This window comes from Acinetobacter sp. FDAARGOS_559 (genome assembly GCF_003940475.1).
In the GTDB taxonomy this organism is placed as follows: domain Bacteria; phylum Pseudomonadota; class Gammaproteobacteria; order Pseudomonadales; family Moraxellaceae; genus Acinetobacter; species Acinetobacter baumannii.
In genome coordinates, this window is record NZ_RKJG01000005.1 from 3,264,262 (window position 1) to 3,283,328 (window position 19,067).

General features: G+C 38.7%; 22 protein-coding genes and 1 riboswitch. Of the genes, 13 read left to right on the plus strand and 9 right to left on the minus strand.

The annotated features are described in order from the left end of the window. Window positions 1-15 precede the first annotated feature (15 nt). Window positions 16-1,209: an MFS transporter gene (locus tag EGS71_RS17170; RefSeq protein ID WP_001992131.1), complete on the plus strand. Its 1,194-nt coding sequence runs from the start codon at window positions 16-18 to the stop codon at window positions 1,207-1,209. Window positions 1,210-1,276: 67 nt separating this feature from the next. Here the strand turns inward: EGS71_RS17170 and EGS71_RS17175 are convergent, their stop codons facing one another. Together EGS71_RS17175 and otsB are read right to left on the minus strand one after the other, a co-directional pair. Next, complete coding sequence (locus EGS71_RS17175) at window positions 1,277-2,707, minus strand: alpha,alpha-trehalose-phosphate synthase (UDP-forming) (protein WP_000040102.1); 1,431 nt, start codon at window positions 2,705-2,707, stop codon at window positions 1,277-1,279. Beyond that, window positions 2,695-3,546 carry a trehalose-phosphatase gene (gene otsB / locus EGS71_RS17180; RefSeq protein ID WP_001064767.1) on the minus strand — a complete coding sequence of 284 codons (852 nt, stop codon included), beginning with the start codon at window positions 3,544-3,546 and terminating at the stop codon, window positions 2,695-2,697. Before otsB ends, EGS71_RS17175 begins: the two co-directional genes overlap by 13 nt. 355 nt (window positions 3,547-3,901) lie before the next feature. Between otsB and EGS71_RS17185 the strand changes: the two genes are divergently transcribed. From EGS71_RS17185 to bioD, 5 genes are all read left to right on the plus strand, one after another. Then, window positions 3,902-4,636, plus strand: a complete 735-nt coding sequence (locus EGS71_RS17185) for a hydrolase (protein ID WP_000776133.1) — start codon at window positions 3,902-3,904, stop codon at window positions 4,634-4,636. 90 nt (window positions 4,637-4,726) lie between these two features. After that, the gene (bioA, locus tag EGS71_RS17190) at window positions 4,727-6,007 is read left to right on the plus strand and encodes an adenosylmethionine--8-amino-7-oxononanoate transaminase (RefSeq protein ID WP_000131424.1); all 1,281 of its coding nucleotides are present in this window, start codon (window positions 4,727-4,729) and stop codon (window positions 6,005-6,007) included. Between the two features lies 1 nt (window position 6,008). Beyond that, complete coding sequence (locus EGS71_RS17195; protein ID WP_000054319.1) at window positions 6,009-7,166, plus strand: 8-amino-7-oxononanoate synthase; 1,158 nt, start codon at window positions 6,009-6,011, stop codon at window positions 7,164-7,166. Beyond that, a complete protein-coding gene (gene bioC / locus EGS71_RS17200) occupies window positions 7,163-7,912 on the plus strand; it encodes a malonyl-ACP O-methyltransferase BioC (protein ID WP_000055881.1) in 750 nt (249 codons plus the stop codon). Before EGS71_RS17195 ends, bioC begins: the two co-directional genes overlap by 4 nt. Next, window positions 7,913-8,557: a dethiobiotin synthase gene (gene bioD / locus EGS71_RS17205; RefSeq protein ID WP_000016597.1), complete on the plus strand. Its 645-nt coding sequence runs from the start codon at window positions 7,913-7,915 to the stop codon at window positions 8,555-8,557. 64 nt (window positions 8,558-8,621) lie between these two features. Here bioD and rluB read toward each other — a convergent pair whose 3' ends face one another. From rluB to EGS71_RS17230, 5 genes are all read right to left on the minus strand, one after another. Then, entirely contained in the window at window positions 8,622-9,545 is a 924-nt protein-coding gene (gene rluB / locus EGS71_RS17210; RefSeq protein ID WP_001291249.1) for a 23S rRNA pseudouridine(2605) synthase RluB, read from the minus strand. A 41-nt stretch (window positions 9,546-9,586) separates the two neighbouring features. Continuing rightward, window positions 9,587-10,183, minus strand: coding sequence for an SMC-Scp complex subunit ScpB (gene scpB, locus EGS71_RS17215; RefSeq protein ID WP_000093856.1), 597 nt, complete (start codon window positions 10,181-10,183; stop codon window positions 9,587-9,589). Continuing rightward, window positions 10,180-10,971, minus strand: a complete 792-nt coding sequence (locus EGS71_RS17220) for a segregation and condensation protein A (RefSeq protein ID WP_001076479.1) — start codon at window positions 10,969-10,971, stop codon at window positions 10,180-10,182. The genes scpB and EGS71_RS17220 overlap by 4 nt, the downstream gene beginning before the upstream one ends. Window positions 10,972-11,199: 228 nt before the next feature. Then, on the minus strand, window positions 11,200-11,817 hold the full coding sequence (locus EGS71_RS17225) for an L-threonylcarbamoyladenylate synthase (protein ID WP_000902823.1): 618 nt from the start codon (window positions 11,815-11,817) through the stop codon (window positions 11,200-11,202). An 89-nt stretch (window positions 11,818-11,906) separates the two neighbouring features. Continuing rightward, on the minus strand, window positions 11,907-12,569 hold the full coding sequence (locus EGS71_RS17230) for an elongation factor P hydroxylase (RefSeq protein WP_000550438.1): 663 nt from the start codon (window positions 12,567-12,569) through the stop codon (window positions 11,907-11,909). Between the two features lie 96 nt (window positions 12,570-12,665). On the opposite strand from EGS71_RS17230, the gene EGS71_RS17235 reads away from it, so the two are divergent. From EGS71_RS17235 to lysM, 6 genes are all read left to right on the plus strand, one after another. Beyond that, window positions 12,666-13,226: a YceD family protein gene (locus EGS71_RS17235; RefSeq protein WP_001275712.1), complete on the plus strand. Its 561-nt coding sequence runs from the start codon at window positions 12,666-12,668 to the stop codon at window positions 13,224-13,226. A 74-nt stretch (window positions 13,227-13,300) separates the two neighbouring features. Continuing rightward, window positions 13,301-13,486 carry a 50S ribosomal protein L32 gene (rpmF, locus tag EGS71_RS17240; protein ID WP_000290730.1) on the plus strand — a complete coding sequence of 62 codons (186 nt, stop codon included), beginning with the start codon at window positions 13,301-13,303 and terminating at the stop codon, window positions 13,484-13,486. Window positions 13,487-13,638: 152 nt separating this feature from the next. Further along, complete coding sequence (gene fabD / locus EGS71_RS17245; protein ID WP_002009440.1) at window positions 13,639-14,625, plus strand: ACP S-malonyltransferase; 987 nt, start codon at window positions 13,639-13,641, stop codon at window positions 14,623-14,625. After that, a complete protein-coding gene (gene fabG, locus EGS71_RS17250; protein ID WP_000191300.1) occupies window positions 14,622-15,356 on the plus strand; it encodes a 3-oxoacyl-ACP reductase FabG in 735 nt (244 codons plus the stop codon). Before fabD ends, fabG begins: the two co-directional genes overlap by 4 nt. 84 nt (window positions 15,357-15,440) lie before the next feature. Beyond that, window positions 15,441-15,677 carry an acyl carrier protein gene (acpP, locus tag EGS71_RS17255; protein WP_001279871.1) on the plus strand — a complete coding sequence of 79 codons (237 nt, stop codon included), beginning with the start codon at window positions 15,441-15,443 and terminating at the stop codon, window positions 15,675-15,677. 190 nt (window positions 15,678-15,867) lie between these two features. Beyond that, window positions 15,868-16,341, plus strand: coding sequence for a peptidoglycan-binding protein LysM (lysM, locus tag EGS71_RS17260; protein WP_000522216.1), 474 nt, complete (start codon window positions 15,868-15,870; stop codon window positions 16,339-16,341). A 45-nt stretch (window positions 16,342-16,386) separates the two neighbouring features. Here the strand turns inward: lysM and EGS71_RS17265 are convergent, their stop codons facing one another. Continuing rightward, window positions 16,387-17,154, minus strand: coding sequence for a hydroxymethylpyrimidine/phosphomethylpyrimidine kinase (locus EGS71_RS17265; RefSeq protein ID WP_001247943.1), 768 nt, complete (start codon window positions 17,152-17,154; stop codon window positions 16,387-16,389). 97 nt (window positions 17,155-17,251) lie between these two features. Here EGS71_RS17265 and EGS71_RS17270 point away from each other — a divergent pair, with 97 nt between their 5' ends. Continuing rightward, on the plus strand, window positions 17,252-17,926 hold the full coding sequence (locus EGS71_RS17270) for an HAD-IA family hydrolase (protein WP_000985178.1): 675 nt from the start codon (window positions 17,252-17,254) through the stop codon (window positions 17,924-17,926). A gap of 65 nt (window positions 17,927-17,991) precedes the next feature. On the opposite strand, the gene ribB is transcribed toward EGS71_RS17270, so the two are convergent. After that, complete coding sequence (ribB, locus tag EGS71_RS17275; protein WP_000096537.1) at window positions 17,992-18,651, minus strand: 3,4-dihydroxy-2-butanone-4-phosphate synthase; 660 nt, start codon at window positions 18,649-18,651, stop codon at window positions 17,992-17,994. 90 nt (window positions 18,652-18,741) lie between these two features. Next, window positions 18,742-18,892, minus strand: a riboswitch (FMN riboswitch). Window positions 18,893-19,067: the final 175 nt, after the last annotated feature.

The window sequence follows — 19,067 nt, forward strand, 5'->3', positions numbered from 1 at the left end:
GTGAGCTTCGCGTATATGTTATTTTCCAAACCTGCTGTTTTAGATACAGCTACTCTCTTAAGTACACAACGATTAGCAACTCGTCTTAGCTTTTTTAGCTTGGGCTTTGCGATATCTGCATGGGCACCACTTATTCCGTATGCTCAGCAACGTTTAAACCTAAATCACGCAAATTTTGGTTTATTGCTGCTTTGTATGGGAATCGGCTCAATGATTGCTATGCCTGCGACAGGGGCTTTAGTTAAGCGTTGGGGATGTCGTCCATTAATTGCTGTGGCGACCATACTCTTGATGGTATTGCTACCAAGTTTAACGATCTGGCATAGTCTTGTATCGATGGCTGTAGCGTTATTCATTTTTGGTACGGCAGCAGGTAGTCTTGGCGTTGCTATCAATTTACAAGCAGTTGTGGTGGAAAAGCACAGCTTACGTGCGCTCATGTCTAGTTTTCATGGTATGTGTAGCCTTGGCGGTTTAATCGGTGCCATGCTTGTCACTGCACTATTAGCAATTGGCCTTTCACCACTCATGAGCACATTGTCTGTAGTCATGGTTTTATTGGTGGTGAGCTTTGTTGCCATTCCATCTGCCTTAACAACATTTGAGCAAGATGAACAAGGTGCTGCGGAAATAACTGACGCGCCTAAAAAATCTTCACGTCCGAATGGTACGATCCTTTTGATTGGGATGATGTGTTTCATTGCCTTTTTGTCAGAAGGTGCGGCAATGGACTGGGGTGGTATTTATTTAACCAGTAAATACCAGCTTAATCCTGCCTTTGCTGGGCTGGCTTATACTTTCTTCGCGCTTAGTATGACAAGTGGTCGTTTTGCAGGGCATATCTTGTTAAAACAGTGGGGTGAGAAAACTATTGTGACTTATAGTGCAATTGTTGCTGCTCTTGCTATGGTCACTATTGTGATGGCACCTGTTTGGCAAGTTGTCGTATTGGGTTATGCACTTTTAGGTTTAGGCTGTTCTAATATTGTACCAGTCATGTTCTCTCGTGTTGGACGCCAAAATGATATGCCTAAAGCAGCGGCATTGTCTTTAGTGTCAACGATTGCTTATACAGGTTCATTAAGTGGCCCGGCCTTAATTGGTTTGATTGGCCAGTGGACTAGCCTAACCACTGTCTTATCAGGAGTGGCGGTTTTATTAACCATGATTGCTATACTCAATCGCTTTACTCTTGTGAAGGCAAAGTAATCTAAGCTTGCTTATCAACCGCGGAACATCGAGTAAAACATCCTCGATGTTCCATAAGCTTAAATTATTATAAGACATGGTAAGTGGGTTGATACTTTTCTTGTAAGGACAACTTAGACTTTGTGAATGTCGGAGAATTTTCTAAATCCTTCAAGAAATTATTTCGCCAATCGCTCAGGTCAGTAGCTGCTAAACCTTCTATTAACTGTTCATAACGATTAATACGTTCAGCTTTTGACATCTCTAGAGCCGTTTTTAAAGAATCCATCATGGCTGCTCTATCTAATGGATCAACAATCAATGCTTGAGTCATTTGTTCAGCAGCACCGGCATATTTAGATAAAATCAGCACACCTGGGTTCTCTGGATCTTGAGCCGCAATATATTCTTTTGCGACCAAATTCATACCATCACGTAATGAGCTAATCCAGCAAATGTCAGAACGACGATAAATATGTATCAAGCTGTCATGTTGAACTGTGTCGAAGCAACAGTCGATAGGTCGCCAATCTTCATGAGCAAATTCTTCATTAATCAGTTCTAATTTGGCCTTAAAGCGTTGGTATAAGCGTTGATAGGCTGGAATATCTGTACGTGAAGGCGTTGCAACTTGAAGGTGACGTACCAATCCATGATATTCAGGATTAGTTTCAAGGAAAGTTGCAAATGCATTGAAACGTTCAAGTAAACCTTTTGAATAATCAATCCGGTCAACCCCAATAATTGTTTTTTGACGTGGTATATCTTCAAAGTTAAATACGTATGGTGTATGAAAGGCCTGTTGTGCTTGGCGCTGAATAAGCTCTGGCTGAACACCGATAGGATAGGACTTAATCAAGATTTGACGTTTCTTATAACTGATTCTGTCGCTTAGTATTTTTTGAGCTTCAAGTAAGCCCATACAAGTTTGCATACAGGTGTTCTGATCGGTTTGAGTTTGTAAACCAATCACATCATATTGGCAAAGATCTTGGACCAACTGTAGTGCAACTGGGATCTTGCGCCAGATATTTAAGCTTGCGAAAGGAATATGCAAAAAGAAACCGATTTTATTTTGCATACCTAATTCACGGCAATGACGAGCTACGCTGAAAAAGTGATAGTCATGCACCCAAATCAGATCATCAGGCTGAGCAATCTGTTGTAATTTTTCAGCAAATAAACGATTGACCTTTTGGTAGGTATTATATTCTTCTGCATTATATTCGATCAGGTCATCCCGATCATGCATGGCAGGCCATAATACTTTATTGGCAAAACCACAGTAGTACTGTGCATATTGCTGATGTGTAAGAGGGCAGGTAATGTAGTCGATCCCATGAGAATATGCCTGATCAAATTCAGGCGCTTCAGTATCGGTAATTTGCTGACCATTCCAGCCTAACCAAATGCCGTTACTATCATTTAATGCGTCTTGTACAGCTACTGCAAGGCCACCTGCTGAAGCCTTACCCGATGGCATACTAATTCGATTCGATAACACGATTAATTTAGACATATTTGTTCTCCATTCTGATCTTGACTATTTTTGACGTATAACTTTTTTATTTTTTCTAGGAAGAAAAAAAGAAAATTAGACACACTATTAATATCTTTTAATCTATATTGAGCCTCTGTTTCACCAGAACCTACTTTAATTGAAGTGCCAAACTGTTGATTAATAAAAATGAAACCTGATTCATCCGTTAAATCATCTCCTATAAATATAGGGTGGGTTAACGGTAAATTAAGATGATTTAATATTGTTTGTATTGCTTTACCTTTATCTGCCTGCTTAGGTAATAATTCAACGACAAATTTTCCTCTATTTAATTTTAATTGAGGATAAAAATATTTAATCTGTTGCATAATATAAATTGCATTATTTTCTAATTCCGGGTTTTTTCGATAATGTAAAGCAATAGAATGTCCTTTATCCTCAATTAATAAATCGGGATATTTTTCACAAGAATTTATAATATCTTCTTTTAATTTTTGAAAATTAATATCGCTTAAATCTGGGCGAATATAAGTATCAGAATCAAAATAAATATCTAAACCATGTAAGCCCGCTATAGGTAATTCAATAGACTGAAGTAGTTTACCCGCTGTTTCAACATCACGTCCTGTTACAGCAATCACAGGTATATTTAATTCAATAATTTTTTTTATAACTTCTAAGGTAGTATTTGGAATAAAACTATGCTCAGGATGAATTTGAAATGGAGCTAATGTTCCATCAATATCCAGAAATAAACAATAATTTTTATCTGTAGGTAAGGTATTTATAATATCATTGGGTGTAACAAAATATGTATCTTTTTCTCTCCCATCAGATATTATACTTTGATTGTTCATATTTGCCTGCCCATATTTTTTGATCAATATTTAATCTTCTAACATTAAAATGAATTGATGAGTCATTTTTTTTAATAAAAAAACATAAGTATTAACATTAATTACATTGCATAATGGATTTATGGGTGAAGTGTGGATTATGTTGTTTTTTGATTTGCTTCAATGTTTAGATAATTAAATTTTTGTATATTTCATATAAATATTTTAGGCCTTATTTATCAATATATTTCAGAATATTTAACAGCTATAAATAGTTGATTTTACTTTTTTGAATTCAATTTTTATATTGATTTTAAAAGATATTTTAAATTGATATTAATATATAATTTCCATAAATTTGTCTTTGAGCGTGCATATGAAGTTACAAAATAAAATTTTATTGATTACAGGTTGGGGAGTAGGAATAGAACCTTTGCAATCGTTAAAATTAGGTTTAACGAAAGCTGGGTGTGACACGCAACTTATTAATATTTTTAATGTTTTAGATGGTGGCTTTCACGAGCAGCTTGATTTTTTAACTGATATTGATGTGGTTGTAGGTTGGTCTTTAGGTGGACAGTTAGCAACATACCTGATTGACTTTTTTTATAAACAAACGGGCCAAACTAAAACGTTAATTACGCTTGCCTCTAATCCTTGTTTTGTGGCTAATACCTCGTGGCATACTGCTATGCCTGCTGATGTATTTAGTCAATTTAAAGCATCCTTTTTACAGAATCCCCAAGCTACTTTAAAACGTTTTTATTATTTAATTACACTTGGCTCATCTCAGGCAAAACAAGATTGGCTTAGTGTACAAAACATAGCAAATCCGCCCTCAAATAAACTGTTGTTAGAAGGTTTGCAAATGCTTGAGCAGCTAAATTTGGTAGATAACTTGAAAACCTATCCAGGACGACAGCTTCACCTGTTTGCTGAACAGGATAATGTCATTCCTTGCAAGATTATGGAAAATTTTAAAGATATAGCGACAGAAAACATGAGTTATAAGCTAATAAAAGATGCTACACATGCTTTTCCCTACTTACAGGTAGAAAGAACAATTGAAGAAATCTGCCAATTTTTAACAATTCATCAGCAAAGTTCATAAGCTTTGATTGATCTCGCAATTTTCTTTCATTCTTAACAGGTTTAACATGTGCTAAATGAAAGATTTGATTGCTGTAAAAGGGTATAGAGGATGACCGATAATTTTGATTTGGAACATATTTGGCATCCATATACTTCAATGACCCAACCTTTACCCACATTTAAAGTGAAGCGTGCCTATGGGGCAACGATTGAATTTGATGATGGTAGAACTTTAATTGATGGTATGTCATCTTGGTGGTGTGCAATTCATGGCTATAACCACCCTGAACTTAATCAGGCAGTGACCGACCAACTACAAAATATGTCTCATATCATGTTTGGCGGTTTAACTCATGATCCTGCTATTGAACTTGGCAAAATTCTTTTAAAAATTACACCGCCGAGTCTCGATAAAATTTTTTATGCAGACTCAGGTTCGGTTGCCGTTGAAGTTGCTTTGAAAATGGCTGTGCAATTCTGGACGGCACAAGGCCAGCCACAAAAAACAAATTTTATTACTACACGTTCTGGTTATCACGGTGATACATGGAATGCGATGTCTGTTTGTGATCCAGTGACAGGCATGCATCAGATTTTTGGTACCAGCTTACCGAACCGTCTTTTTGTAGCAGCACCGCAAACCAAATTTCATGAAGAGTGGAACCAAGAAGATATTGCCGAGCTAGAGCAAGCTATTCAGCAAAATCATGAAAACCTTGCTGCACTGATTATTGAGCCGATTGTCCAAGGTGCAGGGGGCATGCGCTTTTATCATCCTGAATATTTACGTCAGGCTAAAGCACTTTGTGAAAAATATCATCTGTTATTAATTTTTGATGAAATTGCCACTGGTTTTGGTCGTACAGGTAAGCTTTTCGCTTGGGAACATGCACAAGTTGAGCCAGATATTATGTGCCTAGGTAAAGGGTTAACAGGCGGTTATATGACTTTGTCTGCGACCTTAACGACAAAGCATGTAGCAGAAACCATTAGTCGCGGTGAGGCTGGGGTATTTATGCACGGCCCAACTTTTATGGCCAATCCGCTCGCTTGTGCCGTTGCTTTAAAAAGTACGCAATTATTAATTGAGCAAGATTGGCAGGCCAATATTAAGCGAATTGAGCAACAGCTTAGCCAATATTTAATGCCTTTAAATCAGCTTGATTATGTTGCTGATGTACGAGTGCTCGGTGCAATTGGTGTAGTGGAACTCACCTTTAATGTCGATATGAAAACTTTACAGCAACAATTTGTAGAGCGTGGAATCTGGATTCGTCCTTTTGGAAAATTAGTTTATGTCATGCCGCCTTATGTCATCACTCAACAAGAGTTAAGTGGCTTGCTCGAACAGTTGGTTGAAGTAGTTAAAACGATGCAGGGGGCACATTAAGATGTCATTGCTCGATCATTTTGCTACAGAGTTAGATGAGTTAAAACGACAAGGTAATTTCAGACAATTTACCCAAAATGTGCAGCATGGCCGTTTTATTACGATTCAAAATAAAACGATGCTCAACTTAGCTTCAAATGACTATCTTGGGTTGGCAGCTGATATTGATCTTCGCCAAGAATTTTTAGATTGCTATCCATTAGAACGCAGCTATTTTAGTTCTTCATCTTCACGTTTATTAACGGGCAATTTTGATGAATATGAACAGTTGGAAAATAGCCTAAGCCAAGCATTTGGTGGTCGGGCGGCTCTATTATTCAATAGTGGCTACCATATGAATATTGGTATTTTGCCCGCTGTTGCTGATAGTAAAACTTTAATTCTGGCAGATAAGTTAGTTCATGCCAGTATGATTGATGGGATTCGTTTGTCTGGTGCCCAGTATGTGCGCTATCGACATAATGATTTTCAGCATTTAGAGCAACTTCTACAAAAGTATCATGATGATGACCAGATTGAACGAATCATTGTGGTCACGGAAAGTATTTTTAGTATGGATGGCGATGAAACAGATTTAACCGCTTTAGTCCAGCTTAAAAAACGCTTTGCTAAAACCATGTTATATGTCGATGAAGCGCATTCAATTGGCGTACGTGGACAGCAAGGTTTAGGGTGTGCCGAACAATATAATGTAATTCAGGAAATTGATTTTCTAGTTGGTACCTTGGGTAAAGCGCTAGCCGCAGTCGGTGGTTATATTATTTGCCATCCAATTATTAAAGATTATCTCATTAATAAAATGCGTCCGCTTATTTTTAGTACCGCACAACCTCCGATTGTTATGGCATGGGCAAATTTTATTTTTAAAAAAGTATTAATGGCTCAATCTCAACGTGAACATTTAAAAAATATTAGCCAATATCTTCAACAAGCAGTGGTGCAAAAGGGGTATGTGAGTCCATCGACCAGCCATATTATTCCAGTGATTGTGGGAGAGAGTCAGGCTGCTATCGATAAGGCGAAACAGGTTCAGGAAAGCGGTTTTTATGCCATGCCTGTACGTCCACCAACAGTACCTAAAAATAGTTCGCGTTTGCGCATTTCCTTAACATCAATGGTTGAGCAACATGAACTTGAAGCCTTGGTGAGTTTCCTGTGAGTTTGAATAAAAATTTGGTTGCCCAACGTTTTGCTAAAGCAGGGCAAAGCTATTCAAAGCATGCAATTGTCCAAAAACAAATTTGCCAAAACTTAACGAACTTACTAAAGCAATTTTGTCCAAGCACGATGTCACGTGTCTTTGAAATTGGTTGTGGTTCTGGCAATTTAACTCGTCTGCTTGTTGAATCTTTTCAAATTGAAGATTTAGTTTTAAATGATTTGTATGCAGAGGTGCAACAGCACTTTAATCATGAAGAACATGTGAAATGGTTAATTGGAGACGTTGAAACCTTAGAACTCCCTCAGCAGCTCGATATGATTGTTTCCGGTTCAGCTTTGCAATGGATGCAAGATTTACCACGGTTACTTCAACATTGCGATGCTGCTTTAAATGAGCAAGGCTGGCTATGCTTTTCAACATTTGGTCCTAAAAACCTCATTGAAATTAAAGAGCTAACCGGACAAGGTTTAAATTATTGGAATCTTGAAAATTGGAATAGTGCCTTAACTCAGGCTGGTTTTGAGATTTTGCATTTGGCACAGTCAGAAACTCAGCTTTATTTCGATTCGCCTAAAGCTGTGTTGCAGCATTTAAAAGCAACAGGTGTAACGGCAACTGCTCAGCATCGTTGGACTAAGCAATCTTTACAGCAGTTTTATCAAGATTATGACCGGTTTAAGCACACCGAGGGGTACTCCCTAACATATCACCCGATTTATTGTATTGCCCGGAGAATGAAGTAAATGAGTGGCCAGATCTATTTTGTGAGTGGGATTGATACCGAAATTGGTAAAACCTACGCAACAGGTTTTTTAGCAAAATTATGGACTGAGCAGGGTAAAAAAGTGATTACCCAAAAACTTATTCAAACAGGTAATGCTGATATCTCTGAGGATATCCAGAAGCATCGTGAAATTATGGGGCAAGGTTGGTTTCAGGAAGATCATGACAAGCTGACTATGCCGGAAATCTTTAGTTATCCTGCTTCACCTCATTTAGCAACGCGTCTTGATAACCGAGAGATCGATTTTCAAAAAATTGAGAATGCGACTCAAACATTGGCTGAGCGTTTTGAAATTGTATTGTTAGAAGGTGCAGGTGGCTTAATGGTACCCTTAACCACCAGTTTACTTACTATTGATTACGTTGCTCAGCATCAGTTTCCTGTTATTTTGGTGACGTCTGGTCGTTTGGGGAGTATTAACCATACATTGCTTAGTCTCGAGGCACTTAAGTCACGTGGTCTGAAATTAAAAGCTTTGGTTTACAATCTAAAAGATGAATCAAAAGATCCATTAATCTCTCAAGATACTTCAAATTATTTGAAGGATTATATAGCGATTCATTTCCCTGAAGCTGAATGGATTGAACTAGCAAAAATGAATTAATTAAAAAAGTAGGCCATAAAAAAACCGCTCAATTTAGAGCGGTTTTTTGATTTAAAAACTTTACTTAGAACTTTTTAAATCCACGGTTAAAACCAGTCGATTTGCGCTGATTGCCTGTGTTAGCTGGCGCTTCTTTTTCATCATCACGACGTTGCTGACGTAAGTAACCACCACGGCGTGCTGCCATTGGCTTTTCTGTCATACGTTCGGTGCGACGTTTTGCCATACCAAATAAGCCTGTACCTTGACGTGGTTTTAACTCAACAGATTTTGCCAAGTTATCGATGTCAGTTTTGTCGAGTTCCATCCAGCGACCAGTCCGTAATTCGCGTGGTAAAATGACAGTACCGTAGCGAGTACGCAATAAGCGGCTTACTTTAAGGCCTTGTGATTCAAAAATACGGCGTACTTCACGGTTACGGCCTTCTTTCACTACAACTTGATACCAGCGGTTAATACCTTCACCACCAATTTCAGAGAAAGATTCAAATTTGGCAGGGCCATCTTCAAGCTCTACACCATTGACCATGTTTTGACGTAATTGAGGTGTTACTTCACCCATTACACGTACAGCGTATTCACGTTCAATTTCATTAGATGGATGCATTAAGCGGTTAGCAAGCTCGCCATCGTTTGTAAAAAGTAATAAACCTGTACTGTTAATATCTAGACGGCCTACCATTACCCAACGGTCATTTGCAATTTGTGGTAAATGATCAAATACGGTTGGACGCTTTTCAGGGTCATTACGTGAACAGATTTCACCCTCTGGTTTATAATAAATCAGTACACGACGACGAATTTCATCTTCGATCTGGAACTGAACTTTACGGCCATCAATGCGTAATTCATCGCCTGGTTCAATGCGCTCGCCAACTTGGGCAACGCGGCCGTTCACACTCACGCGTCCTGCGGCAATAACCTCTTCCATATATCGGCGAGAACCTAATCCGATTCGCGCTAATACTTTTTGCAATTTTTCACTCATGACAGCACAACCTTAGACATAATGATCAACAGTCCACCTCTTTATGACTTCGGTGCATTTGCATCGAGAGCCATAAATGCTTCCTTGGCGTTCTGCAGGGGAGGCAATTGGCCTAGAGAGGCTAGACCAAAAGCATTCAGAAATTGAGGCGTTGTAATTAGCAACGCAGGTCTTCCGGGTAAATCTCTAAAACCGGCTTCTTTAATCCAGTTCCAGTCAAATAGCGTTCTGAGAATCTGACTATTATTAGATACACCACGAATTTGTTCAATATCAGCACGTGTGACCGGTTGATGATACGCAATGACAGCCAACGTTTCTAGTAATGATGGCGACAGTTTTGTTGGTCGCTCTGGCCAAATCTGCGCAATGATATTGCGATATTTGGATCTTACCTGAAAACGAAAGCCCTGCGCAGTTTCAATCAACTCAATGGAACGGCCATGTTGTAAAAGGGCAAGCTGTTGTAAAAGCTGACGAAGCTGTTGTTTGTTATATTGATTATTAAATGCTTCTTTTAAACGGGCAATTGAGACAGGCGCTTCACTCGCAAAAATAATGGCTTCAAGCTGTAATAAAACTTCATGATGAATATCGGCTAATGACAAATCATTATTATTTTGTTCAAAACTGCTCATATTGAAGACCCTTGAATAGCTAGTGGAGCTTCAACTCCTGTAGCAATAATCTTAATCTTTTGTTGTCGGGTCAATTCTAAAACAGCCATAAAAGTTACAACCATTCCCATACGGCCTTGTTGGGGATTAAGTAATTCTTTAAAACTTAACACGTCGCCTGACTCTAATTTCTCTTCAATATAAGCAATACGTTCTTCTAACAGTACAGGCTCTTGCGCAATTGTGTGTGTTACAGGTTCCGGACGGTTAAATACACAGAACAAAGCATCGTGTAATGCTGAAACATCATAACCTTCATAAACAGGTGCAATATGACCTAAGCTTACATTGGCACTGAATGTATCACGGTCAAGAACTGGCATTTGGCCTAAACGTTCAGCGGCTTGTTTAATGCGTAAATAAGTTTCGAGTCGATCAATAAGATCCTGTTTAGGATCTTTTTCGATGCTTACGACAGTAGGCTTAGGTAAAAGTAAGCGAGATTTCAAATCAGCCAATAAAGCAGCCATGACCATATAGTCGGCAGTCAGCTCAATGTTTAAGGATTTCATACTATCCATATAAGCCAAATATTGAGTTGCAATAGGAGCAATATCAAGCTGGATGAGATCAAAACCGTTTTTTTGAATCAGATAAATTAAAAAGTCGAGTGGTCCTTCAAACTGTTCGAGCAAAATCTCAAAGGCAGCTGGAGGAATATAAAGATCCTCAGGAATCGTATCGTGCCACTCATCTAAAACACGGATGTGTGGAACGTCTTCCATGGATTGATGAAGTGATTGGTTCATTACGATTATAAGCCACGCGAATTTTCAAAAGCATGAGACTTGTTTTTCAAGTCAATAAGAGCTGTAGCAGAAGAACAGCAGATAGTGAGAAGCATTCTAAAGGAATTGTGACTTTTAATAAATTGCTTAACGGCTAAAGTGTAAAAAAAATCCAAACTAAATAAAGAGTATTTTTTTTCTTGATAATGCTTTTTTTTAAACTATTGGTAAAAAATGAAAAGTAAGTGCTTATTCAAAAGCACTTACATCACCGACACCACAACGAATAATTTCAGGATGTTCACCTGATAAATCAACAATACTCGTGGTTGTTAAAGTACCAAAACCACCATCAATAAAGACATCAATACGCTTAGCTAATTGATTTTCAATATCGTAAGGATCATCTAGTGGATCTTCTTGCCCCGGTAAAATTAATGTACTGGTGAGTAAAGGTTCACCGAGCTCTTTTAATAAAGCCTGACAAATTGGATTACTCGGAATACGTAGACCAATCGTTTTCTTTTTAGGGTGCATTAACCTACGTGGAACTTCACTGGTTGCCGATAAAATAAAAGTGGTGATTGCTGGTGTATTTGCCTTTAATAAACGGTACGTCGCATTATCAACTTTGGCATAAGTCGCGATATCTGATAAATCGCAACACATAATTGCATATTGATGTTTAGGACCTAAACCACGAATCTGGGCAATCCGTTCCATCGCATTTTTATTACCAATCTGGCATCCGATTGCATAGGCAGCATCGGTAGGGTAGACCACAACGTCTCCGGCACGAATACGCTCAACCGCTTGCTCAATGAGGCGTTGCTGTGGATTTTCAGGATGTACATGTAAATGCAGCATATTTTAGAGACTCCATCACGCCATTATTAAAAATAGTATTAGACCTTTCAAACTTGTGAAGCAAGTAACTTACGTAGTTTTTTTGTCATTTAATCAAGGAGTTCACGTTTAAATTCATTTAATTGTAATGCTGCACCTGCTCGCGTACATTGGCAAATACATTCAATGAATCTTGCTGCATCGGCAGGCAGCTTTGCTTCACCAGAAAAGTAACGTTGAACTTGGGCATAAACATTATCTTTAAACTTTCTGCCATCTCCACCATCGCCCGTAAGGTTATCTAGCGAGACTCTGAATTTTCTGCCAAAAGACTGTGCAAATAACCATTCAATAGCTTGAGGTTTGATTTCTACTTGTTCAAATAAATCTTGCTGTTCTTTAGTTCTGCCATCTGGCGCATACCAATAACCTAAATCGGGTAATAGGCGACGTTTTGCACCTGCAATCGTCCAATGGCTAATTTCGTGAAGAGCACTATTGAAAAAACCATGAGCAAATTGAATTTTCGCTGGCTCATGATCGTTCGCCGGGAAATATTCTGGTTCAAATTCTCCACGAACTAATGTCACATTATGGTGGGAAAACCAGTGATTAAAGTGTAAAATAAGCCAATCAACTTGCTCAGACTCTAATTTTGAGCTTGGCCATGGTGAGAGTTGCACCACGTCAGGTAAAAGAGGGTTCTGGTGGGTTGAATGGGTGCAAACGAGTAATGAAGTGTTAACTTCAGGTTGCGGCTGCAACAGGTGCATTGCTTAATTTACCCCGAGTTCTGTCTAAAGAAGTACAAAATTGTATCTTAATCTTTGACAGAGTACCGATGAATTTGTAGAATTGCCGCCTTAATTATGTCAGCAAATACCTTTCCGGCACAGATTGAGCCGTTTAAATGGGCTGAACAAGGCTTTACATGGTCAGGTCAACTGCCATTGTCTCGCTTTGCTCGTATTGCTCGTGAAGCTGTTGGGTCAATTGATAACCAATTGATCAACATAGACTGTAAGCTATCAATGGATGCCTATCATCGCATTGTGTGGTTAGATGGTCACATGGAAACAAAAGTTCCAATGGAGTGCCAACGTTGTTTGGAACCTGTTGAAATGCCAATTGTTTCTGACTTTCATATTGCACTTGTAGATGATGAGTCACTGATAGAGCGCTTGGATGAGGATGCTGATTTCATCGTTTTAGGTGAAAGTGAGTCTTCGACAAAAGGTGATTTTGATACACCTGCCTCGATCAACTTACTCGCATTACTAGAAGATGAACTGTTATTGTTGATGCCTTTATCTCCCAAGCATGATGCTTGTGAACATAAACATCAACCTACCATTCAGAACGTTGTCGAAGAGAAACGGGATAATCCGTTTGATGTTTTGGCAGGTTTGAAGGGTAAACTTAACTCATAATTTGTGTTATGATTATGGGATAAGACAACTGAATTTGTTCTGATCCATTTTTTCGATCTTTGTAAGGAGCCATCATGGCCGTTCAGCAAAACCGTAAAAGTCGCTCTCGCCGTGACATGCGCCGTTCACATGACGCTTTAACCGAGAATGCATTAACAGTAGACCAAGCAACTGGTGAAACTCATCGTCGTCACCACGTGACTAAAGACGGTTTCTACCGTGGTCGCCAATTATTCGCTAAAGCAGCTGATGCTGAATAATTGCATGATATGCATTAAGCGTGATGCTTAAGTATAGAAAAAATGGGAGCGAAAGCTCCCTTTTTTTGTTGTTTTTCGCAATTATAAATATACAAATTAAATGTTAAATTTCCGCTCCAGAGAAATGAGTGAAAACCCAAAAAGGATTTCTTATGTCTGCTAAACGTCTTGAACAAGTAGCTTTAGCCACAAAAACTGCATTTGTGTTTCCAGGTCAAGGTTCACAAAAAGTTGGTATGCTCGCTGAACTCGCAGAACAGTTTAGTGGAGTTGGGCAAACTTTTGCCGAAGCTTCAGACGCGCTAGGATTTGATCTTTGGCACATTGCACAAAGTGGTGAAGGTTTAGACCAAACAGAAAATACCCAGCCTGTATTATTAACTGCCAGTATTGCTTTATGGCGTTTATGGTTAGATTTAGGTGGTTTAGCCCCTAAATACCTTGCAGGTCACTCTTTAGGTGAATACAGCGCTTTAGTTGCAGCAGGTTCAATGAGTTTGGCGGATGCAGTTAAGTTAGTTAATTTGCGTGGAAAACTCATGCAAAATGCTGTTCCTCAAGGGGAAGGCGCTATGGCTGCTATTCTTGGTTTAGCTGATGATAAAGTAGTTGAATTGTGCCAAAGCGTGTCTGCATCAGGCCAAGGTTCAGTTGAAGCAGCAAACTATAATTCACAAGGTCAAGTTGTGATTGCTGGTAGTACTGCATCTGTACAGCAAGTTATGGCATTGGCAAAAGAACAATCTGCTAAAGCAATTGCTTTACCGGTTTCTGTTCCATCACATTGTTCATTGATGAAGCCGGCAGCAGAAAAATTTGCAGAAGCTTTGGAACAAACTGCCATTGAGCTACCTACCATTCCTGTAATACAAAATGACAACGCGGAAATTGCTACCGATGTTGCTCAATTACGTCAGGCTTTAACAGCACAATTGTACCAGTCTGTACAATGGACACGTACCATGCAGTCTCTACAAGACCAAGGTATTCAGTACATTGTTGAGTGTGGTCCAGGTACAGTATTGAGTAATCTCGCAAAGCGTTTACCAAATATTGAAAAAGCTTTTTCTATTGATAGTAAGAGCAAAATGGAAGATGCCCTAAATGCTGTTTTAGTGGCAGAAGGAAAAATTGCATGACACAAGAACGCAAAGTTGCATTAGTAACGGGCGCGAGTCGGGGCATTGGCGCTGCAATTGCCCAGCAACTTATTCAAGACGGTTATTTTGTCGTAGGTACTGCGACTTCTGAATCTGGTGCACAAAAGCTAACTGATAGCTTTGGTGAACAAGGTGCAGGTTTGGCTCTCGATGTGCGTAATCTCGATGAGATTGAAGCAGTCGTGTCTCATATTGAACAGAACTATGGTCCTGTACTTGTTCTCGTTAACAATGCAGGTATTACGAAAGACAATTTGTTGCTTCGTATGTCGGAAGATGATTGGGATGACATCCTCAATATCCACCTTAAAGCCGTTTATCGTTTATCTAAACGTGTGCTTAAGGGTATGACGAAAGCACGTTTTGGTCGAATTATTAATATCAGTTCTGTTGTAGCTCACTTTGCAAACCCAGGCCAAGCGAATTATTCTGCTGCTAAAGCAGGTATTGAAGCATTTAGCCGTAGTCTTGCAAAAGAGATGGGTAGCCGCCAAATCACTGTAAACAGTGTGGCACCAGGTTTTATTGCAACAGAAATGACAGATGCACTTAGTGAAGACATTCGCAAAAAAATGAGTGATCAAGTGGCTTTAAATCGCTTAGGCGAGCCACAAGATATCGCAAATGCGGTGAGTTTCCTTGCAAGTGATAAAGCAGGTTACATTACCGGTACGGTATTACATGTAAATGGTGGTTTATACATGGCCTAACGCCGATGTATAAACTTTTAAAAATTTTTATATTCAATTAAACTAGTGGCAAATCAAACGCCACAAGCAATGAGGAGAATTCCTGTGAGCGATATCGAACAACGCGTTAAACAAGCGGTTGCAGAACAACTTGGTCTTAAAGCTGAAGAGATTAAAAACGAAGCATCTTTCATGGATGACTTGGGTGCTGACTCTTTAGATTTAGTTGAACTTGTTATGTCTTTCGAAAATGACTTCGACATCACTATCCCTGATGAAGATTCAAACGAAATCACTACAGTTCAATCTGCAATTGACTATGTAACTAAAAAACTTGGTTAATTCGCATATTGCTGATTAAAAAAGAAGGCCACCGTAAGGTGGCTTTTTTTATACGGGTAAGATAGTTGATAGAGATACATATTTTTACAAGATCAACCTCAATTGATAGCAGAGGCATCTCTTTTTTCAAGTATAACAATAAGGGTCAGTTTAATGACTTTACTATAAACAATAATATGAGGACTAAAAAATGGGTCTTTTTGATTTTGTAAAAGGTATTGGTAAGAAAAATACCGCGCCAGCAGAACCACAAGCAGCTCCAGCAACACCAGCAGAACCTTCTGCACAAGAAATTGCGAATAAATTATTGGGATTGATTAAAAGCTTAGGCCTTGGGGTGGAAGGCTTATCTGTAACATATAATGGCTCAACTGACACTGCTATTATTAAAGGGCAAGTCCAAAGCCAAGCAGATAAAGAAAAAATCATTCTTATTGTGGGTAATGTAGATCATGTGGCACAAGTAGATGACCAGATGACTGTTGCAACTCCTGAGCCAGAAAGCAAATTTTATACAGTGAAATCTGGTGATAATCTTTCAAAGATTGCAAAAGAATTTTATGGTGATGCCAATCAATATCAAAAAATCTTTGAAGCGAATAAACCAATGCTGAAAGATCCAGATGAGATTTTTCCAGGACAAGTTTTACGTATTCCTCAATAATAGGAATATAAAAAAGGCGCTTAAAGCGCCTTTTTTATTTATTGGTTAAAACCGTTTTGGAATCTTTTGTCCATTGGGTACAGGTGTTTCAGCATTTTTTAACACACCAAATAACCATGTTTCTGCATGTTGAACTGCAATTTTTAAAGAGTCACCTAGAGCTAAACGACCTGCAATAAAACTCGCTAATGAACAACCTGAGCCATGATATTCACCTTCAAGGCGCGGACATGTACTACTTGCTGCAAGCTCGCCATCAATATATAAACTATTTTTAATAAAGTTAGGTGTATCTTCGTGTCCACCTTTCACCAATACGGCCTTGGCACCCATTTCAAATAACTTTTGGGTTGCTTGATCTAAATCGGTAACGCCTGTTAAAGCGCGCAATTCAACTGTATTTGGAGTAATGAGTGTCGCTAGAGGAATAAGCTCCACAAATGCTTTAACTAAAGTTGCTTGGTCTCCTAATGAACCGCCACTGTTTGCAACTAAAACAGGATCAAGTACATATTGATAGTCAGGATGAGCACGTAAAAATTCGGCTAGAGCCGCAATATTATCAGTAGTGCCTAGCATGCCAGACTTAACACATTTAATGGGTAAATCGCCTACAACAGCATTTGCTTGGGCTAATAATAGTTCTTTTGAGGTTGCTTCAAAGCCAAATACTTGTTGAGAATTCTGAATGGTGAGGGCTGTACATGCAATTGCTGCATGTGCACCACTTTGTCCAATCGCTTCAATATCGGCTTGTAAACCTGCACCACCTGAAGGGTCTAAACCCGAGAAACAAAGTACGGTTGGACGCACGGTTATTTCCTTTTCAATTTAAATTTACGTTAGTATAAGAGAGTTTAATTAAACTCTCGACCAATTGAATTAAATACTTTACTGGGTTAGTGATTGAATGGCTATAAAACATATTTTGATTGATTTAGATGGAACCTTAACAGACCCTAAAGTTGGTATCCATACATCAATTCGTTATGCAATGGATAAGTTAGGTTATCCATTAGCTGCCAATTTAAATATTGATTGGACGATTGGCCCACCTTTAAAAGCGTCATTAGCAAAATTATTAGCTACTCAAGATGATGCACTAGCTGAGCAAGCTTTACTTGCTTACCGTGAGCGTTTCTCGGTGATTGGTTTATTTGAAAATGAAGTATATCCATCTGTTGCGGAAACACTTAAGGCCTTAAAAGCAGAAGGGTATCGGTTGTTCGTTGCTACTGCTAAACCAACGATTTATGCAAAACGAATTTTAGATCATTTTGAATTAAGCCAATATTTTGTACAAATTTACGGTAGTGAATTAACGGGTGAGCGGACCAATAAAGCTGAGCTTATCCATTATATTCTTGAACGTGAGCAATTAAACCCAGAAGAATGCTTGATGGTGGGTGATCGTCAATATGATGTTTTAGGCGCCCGTCATAATGGTATTGAAGCGGTAGCGGTGTCTTATGGTTATGGGACACCAGAAGAACTTACTCAAGCACAACCTAAAGCAAAGATTACAAAATTTTCTGAACTTTTAGATTATGTTGAAGAACAGGCCGCACAAAAGAAAGTTTCTTAAATTTCAAGAATTATAACTTAGAGGTTTGACCTGCAAGTGAACAAGTCAAACCTTTTTATTTATTTTTAAATACCGTGTTGTTGACGATATTGTACAAGCTCTTCAATTGTAATCACGGTTAAATGATGAGTTTGAGCATATGCTAAAACTTGAATTCCTGATGCCATTGTCCCATCCGGATTGGTTAATTCACATAATACTCCAGCAGGTTTTAAACCAGCTAATCTTGCTAGATCAATAGTCCCCTCCGTATGACCTCGACGGGTAAGCACGCCACCATTACGTGCGCGTAATGGGAAAACATGGCCTGGACGGTTAAGATCACTTGCAACAGCACCATCTTTAATAGCAGTTTTAATTGTGGTTACACGGTCTTTAGCAGAAACGCCAGTGGTAACGCCTTGAGCAGCTTCAATAGTCACTGTAAATGCAGTATGAAACTGACTTGAGTTTTGAGAAACCATTGGTGGAAGTTCAAGATGATCAGCTAACTCTTCAGTAAGGCATAAACATACAATACCTGAGCCATCACGAATCATACGTGCCATGGTCTCAACAGTTAGGGTTTCTGCTGCAACAATTAAATCTGCTTCATTTTCACGATCGAAGTCATCCATCACCAAGACAGGTTTGCCTTGACGGATATCTTCTAATGCTTGTTGAATGCGTTGCTCAGCAGGAGAGAGGGCTGAGAAAAAAAGTTCTGGTTGAATTAAACTAGACATAATGAAACGCTCTCGTAAGAATACGGTTGAACATTTCAGGACTGATGCAAAAACAGGCTGGCACTGAAATAAAATGGATTTATTCCAGTTCGTCGTCTTCTTTCATCCGGACTATACCGTCGGCTTTGGAGTTTCACCAAATCTGCTCAAATTACATAATTTAAGCTCGTGGGCTTGTTAATTTAACAATAAAAATTAACTTTACCACCGGTGGGGAATTACACCCCGCCCTGAAGCGATGGGTTTTATTATAGCGCGCTTGGCAAAATTGGCTAGATGCTTTTGTAGAATGCTAAGTCTCTTTATGAATAAGTATTTTCATAAATTGAAATAGGCTTTTTAACAAGAGCTTACTTGTTGAGCTTAAAAGTGAATGTTATGTTTTTTCTAGAAAATTATAAATAAAACAGGTGTTT

Bases quoted from the DNA above. Each gene is read 5' to 3' on its own strand.
- EGS71_RS17170 (WP_001992131.1), top strand. From the start codon at position 16: ATGTTATTTTCCAAACCTGCTGTTTTAGATACAGCTACTCTCTTAAGT.
- EGS71_RS17175 (WP_000040102.1), bottom strand. From the start codon at position 2,707: ATGTCTAAATTAATCGTGTTATCGAATCGAATTAGTATGCCATCGGGT.
- otsB (WP_001064767.1), bottom strand. From the start codon at position 3,546: ATGAACAATCAAAGTATAATATCTGATGGGAGAGAAAAAGATACATAT.
- EGS71_RS17185 (WP_000776133.1), top strand. From the start codon at position 3,902: ATGAAGTTACAAAATAAAATTTTATTGATTACAGGTTGGGGAGTAGGA.
- bioA (WP_000131424.1), top strand. From the start codon at position 4,727: ATGACCGATAATTTTGATTTGGAACATATTTGGCATCCATATACTTCA.
- EGS71_RS17195 (WP_000054319.1), top strand. From the start codon at position 6,009: ATGTCATTGCTCGATCATTTTGCTACAGAGTTAGATGAGTTAAAACGA.
- bioD (WP_000016597.1), top strand. From the start codon at position 7,913: ATGAGTGGCCAGATCTATTTTGTGAGTGGGATTGATACCGAAATTGGT.
- rluB (WP_001291249.1), bottom strand. From the start codon at position 9,545: ATGAGTGAAAAATTGCAAAAAGTATTAGCGCGAATCGGATTAGGTTCT.
- scpB (WP_000093856.1), bottom strand. From the start codon at position 10,183: ATGAGCAGTTTTGAACAAAATAATAATGATTTGTCATTAGCCGATATT.
- EGS71_RS17220 (WP_001076479.1), bottom strand. From the start codon at position 10,971: ATGAACCAATCACTTCATCAATCCATGGAAGACGTTCCACACATCCGT.
- EGS71_RS17225 (WP_000902823.1), bottom strand. From the start codon at position 11,817: ATGCTGCATTTACATGTACATCCTGAAAATCCACAGCAACGCCTCATT.
- EGS71_RS17230 (WP_000550438.1), bottom strand. From the start codon at position 12,569: ATGCACCTGTTGCAGCCGCAACCTGAAGTTAACACTTCATTACTCGTT.
- EGS71_RS17235 (WP_001275712.1), top strand. From the start codon at position 12,666: ATGTCAGCAAATACCTTTCCGGCACAGATTGAGCCGTTTAAATGGGCT.
- rpmF (WP_000290730.1), top strand. From the start codon at position 13,301: ATGGCCGTTCAGCAAAACCGTAAAAGTCGCTCTCGCCGTGACATGCGC.
- fabD (WP_002009440.1), top strand. From the start codon at position 13,639: ATGTCTGCTAAACGTCTTGAACAAGTAGCTTTAGCCACAAAAACTGCA.
- fabG (WP_000191300.1), top strand. From the start codon at position 14,622: ATGACACAAGAACGCAAAGTTGCATTAGTAACGGGCGCGAGTCGGGGC.
- lysM (WP_000522216.1), top strand. From the start codon at position 15,868: ATGGGTCTTTTTGATTTTGTAAAAGGTATTGGTAAGAAAAATACCGCG.
- EGS71_RS17270 (WP_000985178.1), top strand. From the start codon at position 17,252: ATGGCTATAAAACATATTTTGATTGATTTAGATGGAACCTTAACAGAC.
- ribB (WP_000096537.1), bottom strand. From the start codon at position 18,651: ATGTCTAGTTTAATTCAACCAGAACTTTTTTTCTCAGCCCTCTCTCCT.